Below are 21,751 nucleotides of genomic sequence, written 5' to 3'. Positions count from 1 at the left end.
CTTCTATCCGTCCACAACACGGGTGATCTATGTTACCATGGAAAAACGTAAATTGTCTGAACGGCATGTTTCATTATATGTCGTTTTGAAAGAAGGGAGGTTATTGGCTATGTCCACGATGAAAGTCTTGGTTGCCGATGACGATCCAAACGTACGCGAAATTATTCGCCTTTATTTTGAAAAACAACAAATCGAGCTCATCGCAGCAACAGATGGACGAGAAGCTCTTGAGATGATGGAAAAGGAACAGCCGGATGTGGTCATTCTCGATGTCATGATGCCGCAGTTGGATGGCTTTGAAGCATGCCGGGAAATCCGCAAGAAGTGGGATACACCGATTATTATGCTGACGGCAAAGGATGAGGAGTTTGACCGTGTTCTCGGCTTGGAGCTCGGAGCGGATGATTACGTGACGAAGCCGTTTAGTCCACGTGAAATCGTTGCACGTATCCGCGCGATTATGCGCAGATTGCAGCCAAAGCCAAAAGTAGAAGATGAGGCAGTGGTTCGTACCTTTGTTTTTGAGCAATTGACGATTGATCTGGATAAACGGGAAGTGATCGTTGCCGGGGAAAAAGTGAGCTTTCGCCCGAAGGAATTTGATCTGCTTGTTCAACTCGTCAAGTCGCCGGGAAGTGTATGGTCGCGGGAGCAATTGCTGGAACAAGTGTGGGGCTTTGATTATTTTGGCGATGTTCGAACGATCGATGTTCATATTAAAAAGATCAGACAGCGTTTAGATAAGCTCCCGTACGAATGTATTCAAACGGTTTGGGGGATCGGCTACAAGTTTGGGGTGGATAACTGATGCTAGGCATGTCGAAAAGTATCTACCGCAGACTGCTGGTCAGCTTTTTGGCGACCGTTTTGGTAGGGTTGGGGATTACAGGGATCGTTCTCTCCTTTTTTACGAAAGAGTATATTTACAATGCTAAAGAAGAAGAGCTTTTGCGGATGGCGAAAAAAGTGAATGCCGCTATCCATAACAGCAATGAAGTCAACAAACGGCTCTTGGACAAGCTGGCAATGCTGGACGAGTCATTTGATACCCGCATCTGGTTATTTGATACAGAAGGAAAAATTGTCGCCACTTCGATGAAGGATGAGATGCTTACGGGCAAGTCCGTGGCAGTTTCTATCGCGGATAACGTACTGAAGGGAAAAAGCGCGGTAACCGAACTACAAATCGAAGGTCTGGATGACCCGATGTTATCGGTCTCTGTCCCGTGGGGCGAGGGCGAAAACGTCTATGGTGGAATTATTTTGCACGCGCCGATTGAAGGAATTGAGAAAACCTTTGGGCAAATGCGCGAGTCGATTTTGTGGGCGACCTTGTTTGGGGTGCTTCTATCTACGATCATGGTCTCGTATTTGTCATGGTCAATCTCCCGGCCATTGCGAACCATTGAGAGAACAGCGGCAGAAATTGGTCGTGGGAATTATGCAGAGCGCGTTCAGGTCGATACGTCCGACGAGATCAGCGATTTGGCGCAAACGATCAATACGATGGCACAAAAGCTGGAGAAGGTAGAGCAGGAGCGTCATCATCTGGAGCAAGTGCGCAATGACTTTTTGGCGAATGTCTCCCATGAATTGCGTACGCCTCTCACGGCGATCCAAGGTTTTCTCGAGGCGTTGCAGGATGGCTTGGTAGAAGAAGAAGAGGCCCGACAGAAGTATTACGCTGTGATGTACACCGAAACGATGCAAGTGAATCGCTTGGTGGATGACCTGATGGACTTGATGAAGCTGGAGAACAATGAAGTAAATCTGGTCAAGTTCCCTGTAGATGTGGCAGATGTCATGAATCGGGTTGCTTTTTCCTTTCATCAAGAAGCAGAGGAAAAAGGGCTTCGTTTGGGAGTAGAGGTAGAGAACGAGCTTCCGCGAATTTATGCCGATAAAGACAGGATCGCGCAAATTCTGAAAAATCTGGTGAAGAATGCACTCAAGTTTACGGCTACAGGTGAAATTTGCATGCGTGCTTCGTTGGAAGGAGAATACGTACAGATTCAAGTGATTGATACAGGGATGGGAATTGCAGCAGATGACCTGGACCGCATCTGGGAACGCTTTTTCAAAGTGGATCGGGGACGTTCCAAGAACAATAAGGGAACAGGACTTGGACTCGCGATTGTAAAAGAGCTGGTAGAGCTGCATGATGGCAAATGCAGAGTGGATAGTACGCCTGGTAAGGGCAGTACTTTTACGATATGGCTTCCAAGGATTAAGCCGGAGAACTAAAGTATGATCCGATCAAAATGAATCCGATCAAAATGGTCATGGTCATACTTTTTTCATATTTTGATCATCGTTTTTTCCTACTTTCCTTACAGAATGGTTATCTTTGCCCGTTACGATATAGGTGTGACAGCGAGAAGGTCACGAAGCCAAGGAATGAAAGGGGAATGAACATGAACAAAAAGTGGTTCTCCATTGCCACTGTCGCATTACTCCTGTCTGGCAGCTTGGTTGCCTGCTCTAACACAACAGGAACACCTGAACCGGCGACACAACCAGAGGGCACGACAAGCGAAACCGCTCCGGGCTCCTCCACTTCTGATAGCGGACAATCGACCGATAGCTCGGTTTCGCAAGATCAGTCCACTCCGGATGCTTCAGCGAACAGCTCTGATGCATCGACGGACACAGGTTCGTCTACGGAAGCGCCTGCGACAGATGCCAAATCTGATGCAAGTACCAGCACTGGATCGCCTAGTGCTGCGGGAACCGAAAGCAGCGGTTCCACTGGTCAGCCTACAACGACTGACGCCAGCAAGAAGTAATCATTCACGAACAGGAAACACGTTCGTTTGAACTCCTCTACTTCCCTCCCGTTTTATATACCTTGATGACGGCTATAGGCCGTCTTTTTTTTGTCCAAAAAACCAGAGGCGCTAGACTGGAAATGCACTTCTCCCTTCGCAGCTTTTAAAAACCAGGGTATGTGGTATGATTATCCAAAATCATACATAGCGAGCGGGAGGGAGAAGCATGATCACGTATCCATCGTTGAAAAAGGGCGCTACGATAGGGGTAACTGCACCATCATCAGGTGTACCAGAGTATTTGCATGAATTAATCAGGCTGGCATGCAGTCGTATGGAGAGCAGGGGGTATTCCATCGTTTGCAAAGATACAGTCTGGACACAGGAAAAAGCCAAGTCAGCACCTGCCATAAACCGCGCAGCCGAATTCAATTCCCTGATGAAAGATGAAGACGTCGATATCATCATTCCTCCCTGGGGTGGCGAGTTGCTGATTGAGATTTTAGACAAGCTTGATTTTGATGCCATGCAACCCAAATGGGTGTTAGGCTATTCGGATGTGAGTGTGCTGTTGCTTGCGATGACATTAAAAACGGGGATGGCTACGGCCCATGGGACGAATCTGGTAGATTTGCGCGGAGCAGCTATGGATGAGACGACGGCTATGTGGGAAACGGTTCTGTCAACGCAAAAGGGCGAGTCGGTCTTGCAGTATTCTTCTCCGAGGTATCAAAAGGAATGGCAGCATACGGATCCTTCGCCGCATATCTTTCACCTGACGGAACCGACTGTATGGAAAACTACAGAGACTACTCCCCACGTAAATATGCAGGGACGGTTACTTGGCGGCTGTATCGATATCATTCGTCATGTGATCGGAACACCGTATGGGGACGTGCAAAGGTTTCAAAAAGAACTGATCGGGAACGAAGCAATCATCTGGTATTTGGAAAACTGTGAGCTTTCTACAACTGATCTGCGCAGATCATTGGTACAAATGAAGCTGGCTGGATGGTTCGATCATTGTGCGGGGATCATGTTTGGGCGCAGTCCAGCGAATCAGGCGGTCGACGGCTATACCGTGGAAGATGTCTATCAGGATCTGGCTGCTGAGCTGCAAGTTCCTGTCCTCTACGATGTGGATTGTGGACATATGTCGCCGCAAATCACGTTTATTAATGGCGCATTTGCTGAAGTGGAGCTGTCTTTCGAGAAAGGGAGCGTCCGGCAATATTTTCGTCCATAAGCAAAAAAACGAGGGCTTCCCAACGAATGGGAAGTCCTCGTAGCATATAAGCATTTAGCCTTGCTTCTCGTTGTGATGGGAGAGAGGATGCCCCTCCATCGATTCACGTTTGTTTTTGGCCGATTCACGTGTACGCAGAGTGGACAAGGCTACACCGAGGAAAATAAATGCGCCGCCGGCGAAAAAGCCGACACCCAAATGTTCATGTAGTAACAGCCAGCCTAAAAATGCACCGACAATGGGCTGAACAAAAAAGAACCCGGCCCCACTTCCTGCGGGCATCAGCTCAAAGCCTTTGTTCCACAAATAAAAAGCACCTGCGGTAGAAATCATCCCGATATAGAGGACGCCTGCCCAGATGTCCCAGCCAAATTGCCAGAAGACAGGCGTGACAGACAGCTCCCAAAGCATGAGCGGACTCGTAAAGATGATGCCAAACAATGCAACGTAGGTAGTGACGAGCAGGGAAGAATAGCGCTGCGTTGCCTTTTTGCTGAGAACGGTATACAATCCCCAGCTAATTGCTGCTATGAACAAAATCAGGTTGCCTGCCAGGGAAGACTGGGCGTCAGCTTGATCTGGAACACCGATGACGATGATGACACCAATCGTCGCTAACAATATACCTATTGCCTGCTTCAGATGGATGCGCTCCTTTAATAGCCAAACCGCAAAAATGGCAATAAAGGCAGGCGATGCAGAGGTAATCAATGCACCCATGTGGGCAGTAGACAGCTTGGTGCCGAGAAATTGCGCGGCGATTGAGATCGTGACCCCGACGAAGGCGATGGCCATCAGCAGAGGGTAATCTTTTTTTGCGACAATCTCCTTGCGGGCAATGGTAAATGCCCCCAGCACGACGAAAGCAATGCAAAAACGCAAAATCAATAGCGTGAACGGTGGAATCACTTCCAACACGACCTTGCTGACGACATAAACACCGCCCCAGATCGCTGCAGCAAGAGATAGGCAAACAGCCCCTAAAAACATTTGCTTCCATTGTGATTGTGACATAGCAAGTCCCTCCCGGAATAATGAATCATTTGAGCGTTATTCCGTAGCCGGGAGGCAGTAAGAGAACCGCATCCTCACCGACTAGGAGAGGAGAGCGGGCACATCATTTTCAAAAAGGCGACGGTTCATGTATTTCACCTCCTTTACTTTGCGGGGGTTAGCCACTTGGCTACCAGGAGCACCGGTTGTGTCAGACGACCGACTGGTGCCTCCACCTGACGATACTGCTCATAGCCAAGCCGCCCCCAGAAAAGAAGGGCGGGTTCATTATACGCGATGACACCGTGATGAACATGCTGACTGCCATGTTGGAGACAGAAAGCTTCTATGAGCGTCACTGCTTCCTTTCCGAAGCCCTGCTGCTGATAATTGGCATGCAGAAGCAAGAGACTAATCCAGCTTTTTGGATCAGTTTCACCGGAGAGGACGATATGAATGACTCCAATGATCGTACCTTCACGAGTAATGGCGAGCCAATGCCCGGAAGGTATGCTTATGGTGGCGTCATATTCGGCTTCCAGTTCGGCAAGACTTACTGTGCTGGTGCCGTTTCGAAGCTGATTGTACTTTGGATTACTGTTGTAGGCTGCGAGTAAATCGGTCAAGTCCTCGCGCAGCAATTCGCGAATGATGAGTCGCTCACCTGTCAGAATGAGACTCATTGAGGTCCTCCGTACTTGCGGATAAGTCCAATCTGCCCGCCGTGGTAGCCCATATGATAGATCAGTCGACCAAGTGCCTGACGGGGAGTCAGTGTGGCGATTGGTGCTTCACAGGGGATGTCCCACGCGTCTTTTGGCAGAGCAGCGAGAGAATCCACCAAGTGGTGATAGGCAGCATCTTTGAAAGCAAGCAAGGCAGACAAGTCGGTAAAGCTTCCTTCATCCTTTACAGGTCCAATTGTAGTGAGGGTGATTTCGGGTGGGATTGCTTTTCCGAAAAACATCATACAGAATCGATATTCGACTTCCGCGATATGATGAATCAAAAATCCGATGGAATTGGAGCCCGGAGCCAGCTTCCAGCCTAGCTCGGCTTCATCCAAATGGACGAGTGCATCCTGATACCGGGATCGAGCTGTTTGCAAGGTCGGCAATAGTTCTTGTTCGAACATCCAATCTTCCTTTCTGGTGTTTATTTTTATTATAGGAAAAAGATCAGGAAAGAACAGCATGATCATTCGGAATATTTTGAATGAGTGTTCACTCAGCGACTTGAATTCGTTATACTGAAGAAAAACAAGGAGTGAGAACGATGGCTCATTGCTATCATCTAACAGTTCGTTCTACTGACATTGATGTAATCGGACATGTGAACAATGCCAAGTATTTAGAGTACATGGAGTGGGCGCGTTTTGAGTGGATATGGGAACAAGGATTTACGCTGGATGAATTGAGGCGACGGGCCATCATGCCGGTAGTGGCCAATATTAACATTAACTACCGCAAAGAATTGAAAATGCGTGAAGAGGTAACGGCGATTACTACGGTGGTCAAGGTGGGTGAAAAAAGCTTCGTCATCCGCCAGGAGCTGTACAACGCTGCAGATGTATTAGTGGCGGACGCCGATGTGACAATGGTCATGATCGATGCGAATACACGCCAATCCATTTCTTTGCCAGTTGAGTTGAAAGAGGCATTGCTTGTGGAATTGCCTAAAAGCTAAAGGCATCAGGATGATTTGCGAATGAAGTCGAGGCGGAAATTATTCCATTCGAGAGCACGCAGCGCCAATGTCTCCAAGATACGCTCATGGCGATCCTGACCTTCCTTTAACTCAGCAACATCCTGCTTCAGTTCGGCAACATCTGCTTTTAACTGGTGAACATCCATAGTCAAAGCTTCCATCTTGGCATCGAATTCGTCTTGCCGATCCATTAGAGCATGAGCAACCAAACGCAACTCATTCATACCCTCTACCAAAATATCGAGTTTTTCGTTAGACATGTTTCCACCTCCTTTTTCCGTTACAATGATCATAACAAAAGACAGAGTCATATGCACAATGAAAACAGCAAGAAAAAAGGAAGGGGAAGCAACTCAGCCATGTCCAAATTTACAACAATCTTATTTGATCTCGACGACACTCTCTTCGATTTTTCAGCTTGCTGGGAGAAAGGGATGCAGCAGACGATTGCGACCCATGCCCTTACAGCAGAACTCGACCAAGCGAAATTCCTTGAGGCTCTGAGGCGCCACGGAGATGATTTGTGGCTCGATGTTATTGCCAAGCGCTACGATTTTACACAATACAGAAGGTTGCGTTTTCAGCGAGCCATGGCTGATTGTGACCGACAGATTGAAGTGGAGCAAGTCGACGATTTTCAACGCTCCTATCAAGCGGCATGTTTGGATGCAATCCAGCCAGATGGCACTGTTCAGTCTACGATCGCGAGGTTGGCAGAAGAGCATACACTGGGGATTGTCACCAATGGTCCTGTCGATATGGCATTTACCAAGCTGGAGCGGCTGGAATTGTCTGCGTATTTTCCGCGGGAGCGTGTGTTTCTCTCCGAAATTATCGGACATCATAAGCCTGATCTACGAATATATGAACATGTTCGCGAAAAGCTCGGAGTCGAGAGCAAGCAGGTGTTATTTGTCGGAGATACGTGGGAGGCAGATGTAGCAGGCGCGATGGACGCAGGCTTCTCAGCTGTCTGGATCAATCCACGAGGGAAAAAGCCTACTTCCGAGCATCAGCCACTCGCTGTCATTGAACGACTCGATCAGCTTCTGGAAATCTTGTAGAAATAAGCAGCCTATTGCCCCATAGCCGCATATTTGCAGGCTGTTTTCGGTGGCAATCAAGCTGCTTCTTTTGTTCCTAGCGTTTTGCGTACTGCTTTCTCATAAAGAGGATGAGAGAAACGAAAATCATCCCAATTAAAATCCCGATAACTCCTGGTGTAAGACTATCTCCCCAAAAGATTCTATACAGCAAAACCCCTGTCAGGATAATGGCAAACTCCAGATACTTACTGGCCATGCGAATCTTCCCCCATTTATATGAGCCTGATTATCGCTCGTATCTACTAACCTGATCTTTCATTTTTTCATGCTGACTCTTCCTGTACTTTGTGATGAAAAAGATGAGATTGAGGACGATCAGGCCAATTGTGATTGACATACTTCCGATGGTCATGCTTTTTCCTATCGAGATGTTAAAAAGCAGCATCCCGGATAGGAGCAGGACAAAAACGAGATTAAGCATCATGAGACTCTTCCCCCATAAAAATTCGTTCGAGCGAAGGGACTTCAACGTTCACGCCATAAATATCTACGCGTGCCTGAACAAGAGCACGAACGAGGGTTGCCACTTTTTGATCGTCATCGACCTGGATCAAGAGACGACCGTCTTCCCAAATCGTATTGCGCCCGAGGGACTCGATAAAGTTGCGCAGGTTTCCAGAATCGTCCGTAGCAAAAGCCGAGTGACGTACGTTCACAGATCGCCATGCCTGATGGGCAGCTTGCAACTCATCGAGAGTACCGAGTGAACTGATTTTTCCGCTTTTCATGATGGCGATCCGGGTACAGATTTTCTCGACTTCATTCAAATTGTGCGAGGTCATGAAGATCGTTTTTCCTTGTTGATGGAGCTTGCGCAGCAAATTTTGAATATGCAGGGCTGATTCGACGTCTACGCCAGAAGTAGGTTCATCAAGGAAGATGAGCTCCGGGTCTCCGACTAATGCTTGGGCAATGCCCAGCTTCTTTTTCATCCCGAAGGAAAACGTTTTGGCTTTGCGGGATGCATGCTCCTCAAGCTCAACGGCTGTCAGGATGCGCCTGCAGTCTTCCTTTGTGAGTGTGACGCCTTTTACCCGAGCGAAATAGTGCAGGTGCTCCGCAGGAGATAAATGGTCGTAGAAGGTGGAGTAATCTGGCAGTACGCCAATTCGTTTTTTCCACCCTTCTGTATGGGCATCCTCTCCAAACATGCGAATGGTGCCCGCAGTCGGAATCAGAATGCCTGTCAGCATATTGATAAAGGTCGATTTTCCAGCGCCATTTCGACCGAGGAATCCGAAAATCTCCCCGCTGTGCACAGTAAGACTGACGTCATTCACGACCGTGCGATTGCCAAAGCGCTTGTTCAACTGTATGGTCTCGATCATTGCCATTAACAATCCCTCCGTCGGAATAAGTACATAGAAGCGATCAGGAATGCTGCCGCATAGAGCCAAATGAAGCCGGTCCAAGCGCCGCCTTTTTCCATAAATGAAAAGGGTGTCAAATATTTAATCCATGGTGCTGCCGAGTGACTGGAGAAGGTGCTCCACAGCCCGAGACCTGGCAAGATCAGTGCGATCACAATTCCCAAAAACATCGAGTAGCTGGGGCGAGGTATCACGAGCGAGAGCAGCAGTGCCAGCGAGATGCAATAGATAAGCAGGGATATGCAGAGGTAAAAGGTCTTCGCGTCAAACGTTTGCACAGTGGCGAAAACTACACCAAACGTAATAATCATGCAGGTTAGCCAGAAGAACGCGACTCCGAGAAATTTCCCCAAAATAATCTGATTGCGTGAAGTCCGGGTGACGAGAAAGCGAATCGTCCTGCCCGCTAGCTCACGATTTATGACATCATGAGACAGGCTGAATACAAATAAGGGCCCGAACAGCATGATGAGTACAAAGATACCAAGCGCATGTCCCTGCGCCAGCTCATTTTGTGGGAAAAAGCTTGCTGCCTGATTGACGAGGTCAGAAACCAAGTACGAGATGCCTACGATAAAGGCAACGGTAATTAACGATTTAATGCTTTTAAACAACCGAAAAAATTCGTGCTGGCAAATAGCCCACATAGGTGAATCCGCTCCTTTCTCCTTCATCATAATAGCCAGACCTTTCCCCTACTAAAACGCTACCTTATCATTTCCTTATCTTTTTTTGTTGGCGTCATTTCTCATGGTAGAATGAATGACAGCAAGGGAGGGAACGGACATGGAGAAAGAAGCAAGAATCTTGCTGGTAGATGATGAAGAAGCAATTTTGCAGATGCTCCAAACAGTGCTGAAAAAGGAAGGCTTTGTCCAGATCGATACATGTACGACAGCAAGAGAGGCGATTCGTCTCGTGGAGGAGAAGACATACGACTTGTTGATACTGGATGTCATGCTTCCCGATAAAAATGGATTTGAGCTGTGCGGAGCAGTGCGCCAGAGAACGAAGGCACCGATCTTTTTTCTGACAGCGAAGGGCACAGATTTTGATAAATTAAGCGGATTTGCTTATGGAGCGGATGATTACATAACGAAGCCATTTCATCCACTAGAGGTCGTTGCCCGGATGAAGGCTCATCTGCGCAGAACCTTGGGGGGATCTGCTCCATCGCTGGAAGAAAAGCGCTTTGATTTTGGACGTTTTCAAGTAAATGTGGAGGCAGCCGAGTTGTTCGTGAACGGAGAGCGAGTGGACTGCCCGGCGCAAGTATTTTCATTGCTCGTCTTTTTCTGCCAGAATCCGAACCGGGTATTTACGAAAGAACAAATTTACGATCATGTATGGAAAGACGAGTATGGGATGTTTGATGAAAATACAGTCATGGTGCACATTCACAAGCTGCGTCAGCGGATAGAAGAAAATCCGGGACAGCCAACGCTTCTGCTCACAGTAAGAGGGCTGGGTTACAAGCTGGTTAGTCCGGCAAGACAGTCATGAATTTGCGGAACAAGCTGATTTTTCAATATGTCCGACAACTGTTCGGGTTTCTCCTCGTCTTGCTGCTATTTCTGATTATCGCGATGTTGGGGTTAGGCTGGCGCATTATGAACGAGCAGTTGTCCACCGATTTGTCCAGGCTGAATGCATCTGATTTGACGTTGAAGATTGATTATGAGGCGGAGCGTATTCACGTCAATCCGGAAATCGAGAAAAGTGTGGCGAGACATCAAGGCTGGTTGCAGATCATCGACAAGCACGGCAAAATTCTGTACAACTATCGGACACCTGCTGACGTTCCCAGTCAATTTGGGCCAGGAGAGTGGATTAGTTATGTTGAAGACCGTGATGCTTCACGCTATCACGTAACGCACTGGGTTATAAACCAAGCTGACGAAAATATAATCATCCTCTATGGAACACCCGCTCCAGAAAAAGAAATGATGCAGCGCCTGATCGCAGCAAAAACGGGAACAAGCAAGGAGACATGGGACGAGTTGAACAAAAGCTTTTCCCAAGAAAAGGCATGGTACTTGGTGTACGATCGTAAGGGGAAACTCATCCATCAATGGAATCACCCGAACGCTTCTGCCCAGTTAGACATGACGGAAGCTCTTCAGAACGGCGAGACAGCAAATAATGTTCCTGTCCGTATCACGAGTCGATATGACACAAAGAGCGAATTGACGTACATAGTGGGCACTCCGAATCCAACCTATCAGTCTGGTGTCCAAGAAACATCTGAGGATGCCATGGTCAAGGAAACGTTCCTTCAGATCGGTATTCTTTTGATCCTGGTCGTTCTATTCGCAGGCAGCTGGTATGCGTGGCGGGTAGGCAAGCCGCTCTTGCACATGGTGAATTGGCTAGAAAGACTAGCACAGGGCCGTTATGAGGAGCCCATCGGAAAAAAGGGGAAACCAATCGGAAGGAATTGGCGAGGGAAGGAAAAAAAGTCATTTCGTGTTTTCAAGGATGTGTTTGACGCTCTCCGGCATCTGAGTGAAACCTTGCGCTCCAACGAAAAGCTTCAGCGAGAGATCGAGCAGACGCGAGAGGAATGGATTACCGGGCTCTCCCATGATCTCAAGACACCGCTGAGCTCGATTTACGGTTATGCTACCTTTTTGGAGTCGGAACAATATGAGTGGGATAGAAAGGAAGTCAGTGAATTTGGGAAAACGATTCGGGAAAAGTCTGACTACATGAACGGGCTGATTGAGGATTTGAATTTGACCTATCGACTCAAGAACCAAGCTTTGCCGATGGTCAAACAACCTGTCCCAATCGTGGAAACCATTCGCAGAATTGTGGTGGATATGGTGAACGATCCGAGCTCGTCTTTGCATGACATCGAATTTTCGGCGAATGTCCAATCGATAACGGCCGAGGTCGATCCAATCTGGTTTCGCCGCATCATCGTCAACATTTTGACAAACGCGATCAAGTATACGCCAGCAGGTACACACGTGCTCGTAGAGGTACAGTCGATTGCAGCGGATCAGTTTGTCGTCAAAATTGCGGACAATGGTCCAGGCATGGATGAGACGACACTGGCCAATCTGTTCGAAAGATACTACCGAGGCGGGCATACAGGGGAGGATACCAGTGGAACGGGGCTGGGTATGGCGATAGCCAAGCAGCTCATTTTGGCTCACGGGGGAGAGATTACCGTGGACAGCAAGCTAGGTGGCGGAACGGTTGTCGTGATGACCTTTCCTGCGGTTATCAGCTAGTTGGTTTTTAATAAAAGCCAAGGGATTTGCGCTGTCCCTTGGCTTTTTTCTGCTATGGTCTCGAAAGGAACGTTTGTATGACTTTGCCATCCGCTAGACGCTCTTGATAGTGATTGGCTGTGTAATCGCGGATGCTGGCACGCCAAAAGCCGATGGCAGGCACGTTGTTTTCCAATTGAAAGACTTCCCAGGCACCCGGGAACAATTTGAAGATTTGATGAGAGGCCGCTTTTCCGATCCCTAGCCGACGGTAGCGTTTCATGATGAAAAATTCTGCAATGGAGTGGATGGATGGCAAATCTGGATCAGAGCTTGTGAGCATGCGGACGAGGACAAACCCGGCCAGCTTACCATTAACCTTGATAAAAAAGGGATGGCGTTCTGGTTCGACCCAATACTTCTCAAAGTAGTCATAGCCAAACAAGCCGTCGTCATCTACTTCGAAAGGCTCAAACTCAGTGAAGTCGTACGTATACAGCTCCAACAGTTGCTTGAGAGCGTGCTTCTGTTCAAAAGGGACGCGCTCTATCGAGAATGCTTGATTCACTGAGAAAACCTCCTTTTTCCATGAGATATAGGAGTATCGTACTCTATTTTTTACATTGTGGAAACATATGGTAGACACTTCTTTACAGAAGCTCACACAAGCGTTCATTTTGCTCGAGATAGTTCCAGTCAGGCTATACTAGAGTCAAACGAAAGAAATCAATACGAAGCAAGATAGCAGCCATCCGGTGATCAGCCGGGTGGCTGTTTGCGTTTGGTGGTTGGTTTCATCGTTTAACAAAACCAAAAGAAAGGGGTACAGGAATCACATGAAAAGGAAGCATCTTATTTTTTTCTTGGTTTGTTGTCTCATGTTGCAACCCGCATCGATTATTGCAAAAGAAAGAGACAATCCTTCCAAAAAGGCTTTGCCAATGGAGGCGACAGATCGGTCTATCCAGCAAATAGATCGTGAGTGGGTCCATTATCAAAATGAATGGGAGCTGCTCATGAAGCTTTCCGTCAAAAACAAGGATCTCGAACTGGCAAAAAAATTGAATCGGGAAAGAAACGAACTTCTCGCAAAATGGAAAGACAAGAGAACAGGAGGTTCACTTGAGAAATACCAAGCTGGATTGAAAACGGCACGGATGCAATTAACGAGTCCGCCTGTGAGGTCTTTTGCTGCTGCGAAAGCAATTTCTGTAGCTTCTGTCGATCTATACGAGCCGAATGATGAGGTTTCACAGGCTTCTCCGGTCAGCATTGGGAATTCAATCGAAAGTTACCTGTCGTACTCAGGCGATCAGGACTTTTATTGGTTCGAGGCCAAGAAAAATGCTCCGATAACAGTCAGCCTGCAAGTTCCTTCTGCCATGGATTATGACGTCTATGTCCTTGATGAGCTTGGGGAGGTAGTAGCAAGCAGTGCCAATGGTACAGGTGAAGAAGAAATGGCTTCGTTCCAGGCAACGGCCGGAAGCAAGTATTATCCAGTGGTGTATGGGTTTGATTTTTCTACCGACGAACCGTATCAACTACGGCTGGCAGAAGATCAGTTATATGTCTTTCAGCCATACGATGTCAGTCTCCCTGAAGGAGTCGATCAGGTCTTTCAATTAACACCGACAACCGATGGAGTCTTTCGGATTTATACAGGACCATATGGTGACGTTGGCCCGGAAAATGACACGATGATTGAGCTGTATTCCAATTCGAGTCTGACAGATTTGCTCGCAGACAACGATGATGTTTCCGACCTAACACGCTTCTCAGAGGTAACGTCACATTTGGTTGGAGGTCAACCGTATTATGTCAAACTAAGTGCTCTCAGCGGAAATCTTCACACGCGAATTCGGGCTGAGCTCGAACCGCAATCATATCCAGAACTGAAGACGAACAATCCTCTGGACGTCACGCTGGAAGGCGTATCAAGAAATGTATACAAATTTACGCCTGATGCTTCGGGATATGTAAAATTTTCCACAAGTCCTTTTGGCGAAGGGGATATGGTTGTGGATACTGTACTCGAACTCTATTCTGACGAAAATCTGACGAATCAAATTGCCACGAACGATGACAATGGAGAATCGCTGTTTTCAGAGATTCAGATGTATGTAACATCCGGTGAGACTATCTATGTTGTGCTTTGGGCATATAGTGATGATTTCTCTTTTGTGAGGCTGAATACGAGTGCTGATCCTTCAGCGAGCCCTACGATTTCAGTAGGATCTCCGGTTATTCAGGAAAACTTGCTCAATGACGGAACCATTACGGCTACACAGGTTGTTACACTTGCCAATGGAACATTTGTTCATGACATGTCTTCCGGAGTCACTGTGAATAACTTACCCGCAGGCTTAGGTCTTCAGGTTACAAGGGTAAGTGACACACAAATATTTATTGCATTTACGGGCAAGGCAATGAATCATGCGAACGTAAATGACGTATCGAACGCAACTATATCTATTGATCCCGCAAAAGTAGTCGGTGCCTCTGCCAATCTTACGAGTAATCCGTTTCGTTTTGATTTCATCGACACTGTCAGCGGAGGTTCATTCCAATATGTTTACAATAACCGGAATCAATTGACTCAAATTTATGAGAACGGGACCCTAATTATCGAGATCACCTACGATGAAAACGGGAACGTGTTAACAAAAACAAGAGTGAATTAAAGGAGGGATAACCATCATGAACTTACAAAAATGGCTAACGTCATTTGTAACAGCCGCTTTGGTCACGACCGCGATTTTTCCAAGTATGGCCTATGCGACACCAACCAATAAGTCTGTAAAGAAGGATACGAAAGAATGGGTCATTGAGAAAATCAATAACGTCCCATCTAAAAGCCCTCAGGAAACAGACGCTGCTCAAGTGCCAGTGTTGACACAAGCGGAGCTGAAGGAGCTGTCATGGGACCCGCTCTCAGTTGAGACAGTGACCGAAATGACGAAAACATTTGATCGCAAATCGATGCAGATCGCCTCTTACTTCTATCCGAAGCTGCGAAAGCTGTTGAGCAGCAAGGAAAAGGTAGAGCAAAATACATGGAACGATAAAGTGGTCCAAGATTTGCTGAAAAGTGTAACGACTAGTCAACGGGAACAATTAATGACCCACGTTCCTGACATTTTTACGTTTGAGAAAAAACAGGAAGTAGCTGAATGGAGCAAGCAGACAATGGGGCTCGCACTTGCAGCTGAAGACGTCCAATACTCAGTAGGACAAATGGCGCAGTATTACACGAAAACGTACTCGGGCAAACCCGTAGACGAGTTTTATCGTGCTGCGAATCTGGTTGAGACAGACTTGGCTTTGTCAGGGAAGAACGGAATGGATCTGGTCATTCAACGGATGTACAACCAGTTGGATAGCAAAACGAGAGAACCTGTATTGAAATACGATAGTAGAAATGAAACGTGGGAAAATCGCAGGGAAACTAAGTTGTTTAAAAACGAGTTCATTCCCTTTGCAACAGGGTGGACCTTCAATATTCCGATGTTTGAATATTATGACGAGATTACAACAGAAGAAGTCAGTCTCTTTACGGAAAATGGGGAGGAGAAAACGCAATATCGTTTAGCTGTTCGGGAGGACGAAGCGGGCAGAAGCGTATCCCGCTATGTTTTTCATCTGGAAGACGGTACGACTCTCATCCGGGAAGGGAACAAGTGGGTGAATTATCCCTATGAAGGAATCTCCTTTACCGAACAAGCAGAGGGACGAGATGTTGAATTAATTGTCAATGGATTTCGTTATACGTTTGAGCGATCTGGCAGTGAGCTGTTGGTCACAAAACGCAACCCATTTGGCGATACGATCCGATATCGAATGGATGAACAAAATGACTCTGTCGTCGAAATCGAGGATACCTATGGACGCTTTGTGGTGATGGAACGTGATACGGCAGGCGGAATTAAAAACCTGAAGCTGTACAGAGATGAAACAGATAAAGATCAGGATGAGCCAATCAAAACGGTTGACTATGATGTCGTGTACAGCAACAATACGAATCCTGAACGCAGCACATCTGCTGAGTTGGTTTCCGTTGAACAAAACAATGAAGTCGTTGCTACCTATGAGTATGAAATGAGGGAGGCAGAATTTAACCTTATTAGCGATTATACCTTCAGTCGTGATGATTCCTTTGCTTTTGAGTCGGAGGATTACTTGGATCAGGATAACGAAAATCGCAACAAAAATTTGGATTACATGCTGTTGCGATCGGTTCATTATCCGATCAATGGGTTAACGATGACCTATTACTATTCCATCTATCAGGAAAATAAAGTGGCACAAAGCCGTGGAGTTGTTCGACTTTACCAGGACGACAATATTCTGTCCTATGTCAGCTATCATCCAGTAAGTATGGTTGATTTCAGTTACATTCCGTACGGAAAGACAGAAGAAGAAGTCATGTACAGCTTGGAATACAGCATAGGGAAAACGTGGGAAATCTGGAAGAAGCCAAGAACCTGGTCGTTCCATCGATTGATCGACGCAGATGAGCGTTTCGGCGATATTGTTTCTACGATTGAATACGATTCCTTTTTACATGGAGTTGAGAAGACCTTTGAGACAGATGACAGCGGGAACCATCTAGTAAAGCGGATTCGAACCAAAACGCTGCGGAACAATCCAGATTTGCAAATCAGCGACGGTAATACAACCTACAAATACAACCCCATCCAATATACAACCTATGCCTATCAGAATAAAAAGCCAATCTATCAATTCAGTTTTATGGACGGTGTCCCCAACGAAACGGTTCGTGAGTTCTTGATGGACCCGCAAGTAGATGCTGATGGATCTTTGCAAATTGATTCTGCGACCGAAGACATTTTACCCAATTATGCAAAGATCTCAAAGTTCCGCTATAACGACTTCGGAGATATCACTGAGCATGTTGACGCCAGTGGCATTGTGACGAAATGGAGCTATGAGTTTTTTACCGTATGGGGAGAAGATCGAGCATATCGCCCTGTTGAAAAGATTACCAAAAAATCAAGTGACAACACGTTAGTACAGACGAATACGTTCTCCTTTAATGCCGATAGGCTGATTGATCAGGAAACAGAAGAACGAACCTACCCAACCAGTACAGGTGAAAGAACAGATACAGTTATCCGTAATCTGGAGTACAACACTGACGAACAGGTTTCGAAAATAGAAGAGATCACTTCTACGACTGATCCTGCGATTTCTGATAGCTATTTGGTGACAACATTTGATCAGTACGACAATTATGGACACGTGATCGAAAAGGCTATCAAGGAAGTTGATTTGGGCAATCAGACTACCGATCTTGTTTTTCACTATGAATATGTGAATGGTCTGGATTTGTTAGAGACACAAACTTTCATTGATGGCAGTACAGTTCACTACTTCTATGACAATCTGGATCGTCTTAACGAAGAAGTATTTGATCACGACGGACAGAAAAAGACAGTTGCGTATACCTTCGACGATGCTTCGCGTAAAGTGACCAAAGAAGTATTTACGAATGGAGAAGCAGACCCTTATGCATTAAAACAGGTTACGTACTATACCGTTCATGGTGATGTGGAATTACAGGAAGAAGTGAGTGACAGCGGTGCAAGATCGCTGGTTGCCAACGAGTATAGCAGAAGCTTGTTTGACGGCAGACATGTTCGTTCCACTACCCCGAATGGAATGGAAGAACGTAAGCTGGAATATGACTACTATACGGATGGCAGCCTGAAGTCTGTTACGAATTCAAAGGGAGAAACAACGACTCATTCCTATGCGAACACAGCAGTAACTGAGGACAGCTATTTGCCACAAGGAGCCGCTGTTGCCCAGCACCCGAATGGCTTGCAAACTGTTCAGTTGTTTGACCAATTCGGTTATGTACAAGTGGAGCAGGCAAAGGACCTCAGTCAAACACGACGGATCGAATATGACTATGACGGATGGGGCAGGCTCTCGGCGAAAGAAGTCTATGGCTACGATGGAGGAGTCCGTCATTGGAACTATTTGTACGATGTTTCAGGAAACCTTGTATATGTAATTGATCCACTGAATCAAGAGTATCGTTATGATTATGATCCTCAAGGTAACCTCGTCAAGGTAACGGAAAATGGCACAGAGACTAGACAGTATGCCTATAATAATCTCTCCTGGAAATTGGGAGAATCCGATGGACAGGGAAATCAGAGTGAAAGCATACGCTATCAGTTGAACGGTGAAATTGATTCTGTCACCGATAAGGCAGGAAATGTTCATCAATACAGCTACACGCCGTTTTATGAAATAGCCGAGCTGCGTGTAAGCAAAACGGATGGCACCACTGTTTATACGAGTACAAATGAGTATGATGCCATTACTCGCCAGATCATCAGACAGTCAAACAGCGATGGGCAAGAAATCGCATACAGCTATGATGCATATGGCCGCTTGAAAAACCAGACAGCATTTAACCGCAACTACACGATTGGCTACGAAAACGACGATAGTGCCATGGATTACCTGACATATCCAGATGGTACGAGAGTCAACTATTCTTACGACTATGAAGGCAGAATCAAGAGCGTCGATAGTACACTTTCCGGGTTGATCACCTATCATTACACACGCAGCTCCTCTGGTGACACGGAGACGGTTCGCTATCCGAATGGCGTAGAGGCTCGGAAAGAATACAATTCCTTTGGGGAAGCCATCACAACAGGGCATACGCAAAATGGTGCTTCCGTGTGGTCGGAACAGTTACGCTATGATGCATTTGGCAACAAAACAGAGATTCAGCAAAACGGAAAGACCTATCGCTACGAGTACGATCAGATTGATCGAATCGCTACAGAGTCGAATCCGCAGGGGGAGCGCACCTATCGTTACGACACAAGAGGCAATCGGGAACATGTGGAAGGCACCGAGCCACATACAAGAGACAGCTATACATTTACCTATGATGGATTGAACCGCTTGAAAACCTATTCGAAACAGAATGGGGACAGCGGTTCTTTTGCGTACAATCCGGATGGATTACGTGCTGTGAAGGAATCCAATGGGGATGCTACGAAATATGTTTACGTAAATGGGTATGTGATAGAAGAATTAGATCAAAACGGAAATGTGAAAGCCCGAAACATCTGGGGCAACGGCATTTTATTCCGCAAGCTCCAAAGTGGCGGGCAGCAAGGTGGCTATTACCTCGGAGACAGTCTGGGCAATGTCAAAAAGATCGTAGACAGAAACGGACAAGTACTCAACACCTACGAATACGATATTTGGGGTAACGTTGTTGCGAAGTCGGAGTCTATGGAAAATCCGTTTATGTATACGGGCGAGATTTACGACTCGGAAACAGGGTTATATTATCTACGTGCTAGGTACTATGATCCGAGTGTTGGGCGGTTTATTTCGGAGGATGCGTATAAGGGTGCGGTGGATAATCCGCTGACGCTTAACAGGTATACGTATGTGGAGAATAATCCATTGAGATACACTGATCCAAGTGGACATAGAAAAAGAGGTATAGATTTTTCGTGGTCATTTTTTACGTATCAATATGGGATTCACGATGGCACGTACGTAGATGCTTGGTTCGACGGAGATATTACAGACTCAGAATTTCTGAAAGGTGTAGGTATTAAACATTATGGCTGGAGAAGCGGGGATGATAGAAGTCGAGGGGACATAATTGGAAGCCTAAATGACTTTGATAATGATGAGAAAAATGTAGTGGAGAACTTGTTGGAAATGGGGCATGATGTAAAGCCTATTCCAAGGATAAAAGGTCAAAAAACTTACGATTTTGATGTTGATGGTGTCCCTACAGAGTTAAAAACAGCAAACCCTCAAAATGGTCTACTGAACATTAATTCAGCAAGTGACAAGATACGTGAAGGTCTACTGAAACAACAAGCACATGTTGTAATTTATGATATGAGAAAGTTGAAAAGTGATCCATCAGTCTTCAATATTTATGAGGTTATTTATGACACAGCTAGAAAAATGAAAGATCAAGTATGGGGAAAGGAAGTCCATATTTGGACTAAAGACGGGATTTACAAATTTAATTATGGTTATCCTGAAAATATGACATAGGAGATGAAAAATAAATGGCTGGAATGCAATGTAAATGTGGAAAGATACTTTCGAACACCAGTTCTCCTAATGAAGTTCAACTAAGGGTGTATTCTGATCTAGAGTATGAAGAAATTCTTGGGTTATCATCAATCAGAGATATATTTCCACCAAAAAATGATGTCTGGCGATGCAACAATTGTGAAAGAATATACGTATTTGACGAAGAAGATAATCTTGTAAAAACCTATGTATTAGAGAAAGACTAATGTTATAAACCCCAGACGAGCATATGCTTGTCTGGGGTTCTTTGTGATATTTTGCTCTTGAGGAAGAGAGAAATAGCTCCGACCCAAATGAACCGTTTTATCCCTAATAGGCAACATCACCCTTTTTGAGATTTTCTTATTAGAATCGGATTCATGCGAACCGGTCTAGGTGAAAAATGCGGAGCTAAGCGAAGGAGTGAAGGTTTCTTTTTTTGCTTGAATTATTATTCTTATTTCAATAACAGTCTATTGAACATGTAAGACCGGGAGACAACTGACAAATCACTCACAAAAACATCACAGAATAGGATGATGATGTAAAGTGGAGGTACTTGGTCAATTCTTTTCTGATGATGATATAGAGGAAATATCCGTTTTAAAAGATCTATGTAATGGAATTAGTGTAAATGGTAGTCCTTTTGTATGCTTTGAGGTACTAGATGATATTTTTCAGGAACGATATAAGCTTAGTCAACTATCAAGAGAAAAATTATTAATAATTGTAGAGCAATTACAGGGATATAATGATTTCTGGACGGATATAGAATGGTACGATAATCAGAAAATGCACGAGTTATTACCTAAGTTTTAAAAAATTATTATGCAAGAAATAGCCAGTAGATATGAACAGAATTGTTTAGAAAGAAATGATGTCAACGAGCCTGATTAATGAGTATAGGGAAATACCCAATGCGTTAAATTTAGTGACAGGTGAAATTAACTTAGAACAACAAATGATCAGGGTATCAGTAGTATAACTTGAGGTGAAAAATCCATGAGTAAATTTCAAATGCTAGCCGATGAGCGCTCTGAGGAATTTTTAGAGTTGACTGCTAATGATATGGTCGAGCTATTTCATATTATGTTAGAAGAGGCAATAGGTAGAATGAACCAGGAGTGGAGAGTCCTTTGGGGTTTTATTCATGTAAAAAGCATTCTTACAAAGAAAATTTGTACTCGTAATTACAAAAAATACCCTATAGACAGACGTTCCCCAACGCCCACTCTATAGGGTACAC

Annotated in this window: 22 protein-coding genes; 13 read left to right on the top strand and 9 right to left on the bottom strand. The window is 45.7% G+C overall.

Features of this window, described 5'->3' with window-relative positions; all coding sequences use genetic code 11:
- Positions 1-109 precede the first annotated feature (109 nt).
- The 4 genes from M3630_RS23000 to M3630_RS22985 all read left to right on the top strand — a co-directional run bounded on the left by M3630_RS23000 (position 110) and on the right by M3630_RS22985 (position 4,014).
- Entirely contained in the window at positions 110-808 is a 699-nt protein-coding gene (locus tag M3630_RS23000; RefSeq protein WP_047073551.1) for a response regulator transcription factor, read from the top strand.
- Entirely contained in the window at positions 808-2,244 is a 1,437-nt protein-coding gene (locus tag M3630_RS22995) for a sensor histidine kinase (protein ID WP_251253665.1), read from the top strand. The genes M3630_RS23000 and M3630_RS22995 overlap by 1 nt, the downstream gene beginning before the upstream one ends.
- A 170-nt stretch (positions 2,245-2,414) precedes the next feature.
- Positions 2,415-2,786, top strand: a complete 372-nt coding sequence (locus tag M3630_RS22990) for a hypothetical protein (RefSeq protein ID WP_251253664.1) — start codon at positions 2,415-2,417, stop codon at positions 2,784-2,786.
- Positions 2,787-2,994: 208 nt separating this feature from the next.
- On the top strand, positions 2,995-4,014 hold the full coding sequence (locus tag M3630_RS22985; RefSeq protein ID WP_251253663.1) for a S66 family peptidase: 1,020 nt from the start codon (positions 2,995-2,997) through the stop codon (positions 4,012-4,014).
- Between the two features lie 54 nt (positions 4,015-4,068).
- Here the strand turns inward: M3630_RS22985 and M3630_RS22980 are convergent, their stop codons facing one another.
- The 3 genes from M3630_RS22980 to M3630_RS22970 form a co-directional block, all read right to left on the bottom strand.
- On the bottom strand, positions 4,069-5,028 hold the full coding sequence (locus M3630_RS22980) for a DMT family transporter (protein ID WP_251253662.1): 960 nt from the start codon (positions 5,026-5,028) through the stop codon (positions 4,069-4,071).
- A 143-nt stretch (positions 5,029-5,171) separates the two neighbouring features.
- A complete protein-coding gene (locus M3630_RS22975; protein ID WP_251253661.1) occupies positions 5,172-5,690 on the bottom strand; it encodes a GNAT family N-acetyltransferase in 519 nt (172 codons plus the stop codon).
- The gene (locus tag M3630_RS22970; protein WP_251253660.1) at positions 5,687-6,142 is read right to left on the bottom strand and encodes a DinB family protein; all 456 of its coding nucleotides are present in this window, start codon (positions 6,140-6,142) and stop codon (positions 5,687-5,689) included. The genes M3630_RS22975 and M3630_RS22970 overlap by 4 nt, the downstream gene beginning before the upstream one ends.
- 140 nt (positions 6,143-6,282) lie before the next feature.
- Here M3630_RS22970 and M3630_RS22965 point away from each other — a divergent pair, with 140 nt between their 5' ends.
- Entirely contained in the window at positions 6,283-6,693 is a 411-nt protein-coding gene (locus M3630_RS22965) for an acyl-CoA thioesterase (RefSeq protein ID WP_251253659.1), read from the top strand.
- A gap of 5 nt (positions 6,694-6,698) precedes the next feature.
- Here the strand turns inward: M3630_RS22965 and M3630_RS22960 are convergent, their stop codons facing one another.
- Positions 6,699-6,974, bottom strand: coding sequence for a hypothetical protein (locus M3630_RS22960; RefSeq protein WP_221868785.1), 276 nt, complete (start codon positions 6,972-6,974; stop codon positions 6,699-6,701).
- A gap of 99 nt (positions 6,975-7,073) precedes the next feature.
- Here M3630_RS22960 and M3630_RS22955 point away from each other — a divergent pair, with 99 nt between their 5' ends.
- Positions 7,074-7,778, top strand: coding sequence for an HAD family hydrolase (locus M3630_RS22955; protein WP_251253658.1), 705 nt, complete (start codon positions 7,074-7,076; stop codon positions 7,776-7,778).
- A gap of 76 nt (positions 7,779-7,854) precedes the next feature.
- Here the strand turns inward: M3630_RS22955 and M3630_RS22950 are convergent, their stop codons facing one another.
- From M3630_RS22950 to M3630_RS22935, 4 genes are read right to left on the bottom strand one after another with little or no spacing between them, the layout of a single operon-like run.
- The gene (locus tag M3630_RS22950; protein WP_251253657.1) at positions 7,855-8,016 is read right to left on the bottom strand and encodes a hypothetical protein; all 162 of its coding nucleotides are present in this window, start codon (positions 8,014-8,016) and stop codon (positions 7,855-7,857) included.
- A gap of 30 nt (positions 8,017-8,046) precedes the next feature.
- Positions 8,047-8,244 (bottom strand): hypothetical protein, encoded by a 198-nt coding sequence (locus M3630_RS22945; RefSeq protein WP_232774401.1) that lies wholly within the window; start codon positions 8,242-8,244, stop codon positions 8,047-8,049.
- The gene (locus M3630_RS22940; RefSeq protein ID WP_221868784.1) at positions 8,234-9,154 is read right to left on the bottom strand and encodes an ABC transporter ATP-binding protein; all 921 of its coding nucleotides are present in this window, start codon (positions 9,152-9,154) and stop codon (positions 8,234-8,236) included. The genes M3630_RS22945 and M3630_RS22940 overlap by 11 nt, the downstream gene beginning before the upstream one ends.
- Positions 9,154-9,867, bottom strand: coding sequence for an ABC transporter permease (locus M3630_RS22935; RefSeq protein ID WP_173611317.1), 714 nt, complete (start codon positions 9,865-9,867; stop codon positions 9,154-9,156). Before M3630_RS22935 ends, M3630_RS22940 begins: the two co-directional genes overlap by 1 nt.
- Positions 9,868-9,976: 109 nt before the next feature.
- Here M3630_RS22935 and M3630_RS22930 point away from each other — a divergent pair, with 109 nt between their 5' ends.
- Both M3630_RS22930 and M3630_RS22925 read left to right on the top strand, forming a co-directional pair.
- Positions 9,977-10,693, top strand: a complete 717-nt coding sequence (locus M3630_RS22930; RefSeq protein WP_251253656.1) for a response regulator transcription factor — start codon at positions 9,977-9,979, stop codon at positions 10,691-10,693.
- Complete coding sequence (locus M3630_RS22925) at positions 10,690-12,429, top strand: sensor histidine kinase (RefSeq protein ID WP_251253655.1); 1,740 nt, start codon at positions 10,690-10,692, stop codon at positions 12,427-12,429. The genes M3630_RS22930 and M3630_RS22925 overlap by 4 nt, the downstream gene beginning before the upstream one ends.
- Positions 12,430-12,481: 52 nt before the next feature.
- On the opposite strand, the gene M3630_RS22920 is transcribed toward M3630_RS22925, so the two are convergent.
- Positions 12,482-12,976 (bottom strand): GNAT family N-acetyltransferase, encoded by a 495-nt coding sequence (locus M3630_RS22920; RefSeq protein WP_251253654.1) that lies wholly within the window; start codon positions 12,974-12,976, stop codon positions 12,482-12,484.
- Positions 12,977-13,286: 310 nt separating this feature from the next.
- Between M3630_RS22920 and M3630_RS22915 the strand changes: the two genes are divergently transcribed.
- From M3630_RS22915 to M3630_RS22895, 5 genes are all read left to right on the top strand, one after another.
- Positions 13,287-15,092 (top strand): hypothetical protein, encoded by a 1,806-nt coding sequence (locus tag M3630_RS22915; protein ID WP_251253653.1) that lies wholly within the window; start codon positions 13,287-13,289, stop codon positions 15,090-15,092.
- A gap of 16 nt (positions 15,093-15,108) precedes the next feature.
- Positions 15,109-20,484, top strand: coding sequence for an RHS repeat domain-containing protein (locus M3630_RS22910; protein ID WP_251253652.1), 5,376 nt, complete (start codon positions 15,109-15,111; stop codon positions 20,482-20,484).
- Between the two features lie 14 nt (positions 20,485-20,498).
- On the top strand, positions 20,499-20,732 hold the full coding sequence (locus M3630_RS22905; RefSeq protein ID WP_173611323.1) for a hypothetical protein: 234 nt from the start codon (positions 20,499-20,501) through the stop codon (positions 20,730-20,732).
- Between the two features lie 322 nt (positions 20,733-21,054).
- A complete protein-coding gene (locus M3630_RS22900; protein ID WP_251253651.1) occupies positions 21,055-21,324 on the top strand; it encodes a hypothetical protein in 270 nt (89 codons plus the stop codon).
- Positions 21,325-21,507: 183 nt separating this feature from the next.
- Positions 21,508-21,744, top strand: coding sequence for a hypothetical protein (locus tag M3630_RS22895; RefSeq protein ID WP_251253650.1), 237 nt, complete (start codon positions 21,508-21,510; stop codon positions 21,742-21,744).
- The last annotated feature ends 7 nt before the right edge of the window (positions 21,745-21,751 follow it).

This window comes from Brevibacillus sp. MER 51, from assembly GCF_023714195.1.
Lineage (GTDB): Bacteria > Bacillota > Bacilli > Brevibacillales > Brevibacillaceae > Brevibacillus.
Note: the sequence above shows the minus strand (reverse complement) of the source record. Positions and strands in the feature narration are given on the sequence as shown.

Excerpts from the sequence above, each read along its gene's own strand:
- M3630_RS23000 (WP_047073551.1), top strand. The coding sequence starts at position 110 with ATGTCCACGATGAAAGTCTTGGTTGCCGATGACGATCCAAACGTACGC.
- M3630_RS22995 (WP_251253665.1), top strand. The coding sequence starts at position 808 with ATGCTAGGCATGTCGAAAAGTATCTACCGCAGACTGCTGGTCAGCTTT.
- M3630_RS22990 (WP_251253664.1), top strand. The coding sequence starts at position 2,415 with ATGAACAAAAAGTGGTTCTCCATTGCCACTGTCGCATTACTCCTGTCT.
- M3630_RS22985 (WP_251253663.1), top strand. The coding sequence starts at position 2,995 with ATGATCACGTATCCATCGTTGAAAAAGGGCGCTACGATAGGGGTAACT.
- M3630_RS22980 (WP_251253662.1), bottom strand. The coding sequence starts at position 5,028 with ATGTCACAATCACAATGGAAGCAAATGTTTTTAGGGGCTGTTTGCCTA.
- M3630_RS22975 (WP_251253661.1), bottom strand. The coding sequence starts at position 5,690 with ATGAGTCTCATTCTGACAGGTGAGCGACTCATCATTCGCGAATTGCTG.
- M3630_RS22970 (WP_251253660.1), bottom strand. The coding sequence starts at position 6,142 with ATGTTCGAACAAGAACTATTGCCGACCTTGCAAACAGCTCGATCCCGG.
- M3630_RS22965 (WP_251253659.1), top strand. The coding sequence starts at position 6,283 with ATGGCTCATTGCTATCATCTAACAGTTCGTTCTACTGACATTGATGTA.
- M3630_RS22960 (WP_221868785.1), bottom strand. The coding sequence starts at position 6,974 with ATGTCTAACGAAAAACTCGATATTTTGGTAGAGGGTATGAATGAGTTG.
- M3630_RS22955 (WP_251253658.1), top strand. The coding sequence starts at position 7,074 with ATGTCCAAATTTACAACAATCTTATTTGATCTCGACGACACTCTCTTC.
- M3630_RS22950 (WP_251253657.1), bottom strand. The coding sequence starts at position 8,016 with ATGGCCAGTAAGTATCTGGAGTTTGCCATTATCCTGACAGGGGTTTTG.
- M3630_RS22945 (WP_232774401.1), bottom strand. The coding sequence starts at position 8,244 with ATGATGCTTAATCTCGTTTTTGTCCTGCTCCTATCCGGGATGCTGCTT.
- M3630_RS22940 (WP_221868784.1), bottom strand. The coding sequence starts at position 9,154 with ATGGCAATGATCGAGACCATACAGTTGAACAAGCGCTTTGGCAATCGC.
- M3630_RS22935 (WP_173611317.1), bottom strand. The coding sequence starts at position 9,867 with ATGATGAAGGAGAAAGGAGCGGATTCACCTATGTGGGCTATTTGCCAG.
- M3630_RS22930 (WP_251253656.1), top strand. The coding sequence starts at position 9,977 with ATGGAGAAAGAAGCAAGAATCTTGCTGGTAGATGATGAAGAAGCAATT.
- M3630_RS22925 (WP_251253655.1), top strand. The coding sequence starts at position 10,690 with ATGAATTTGCGGAACAAGCTGATTTTTCAATATGTCCGACAACTGTTC.
- M3630_RS22915 (WP_251253653.1), top strand. The coding sequence starts at position 13,287 with ATGTTGCAACCCGCATCGATTATTGCAAAAGAAAGAGACAATCCTTCC.
- M3630_RS22910 (WP_251253652.1), top strand. The coding sequence starts at position 15,109 with ATGAACTTACAAAAATGGCTAACGTCATTTGTAACAGCCGCTTTGGTC.
- M3630_RS22905 (WP_173611323.1), top strand. The coding sequence starts at position 20,499 with ATGGCTGGAATGCAATGTAAATGTGGAAAGATACTTTCGAACACCAGT.
- M3630_RS22895 (WP_251253650.1), top strand. The coding sequence starts at position 21,508 with ATGAGTAAATTTCAAATGCTAGCCGATGAGCGCTCTGAGGAATTTTTA.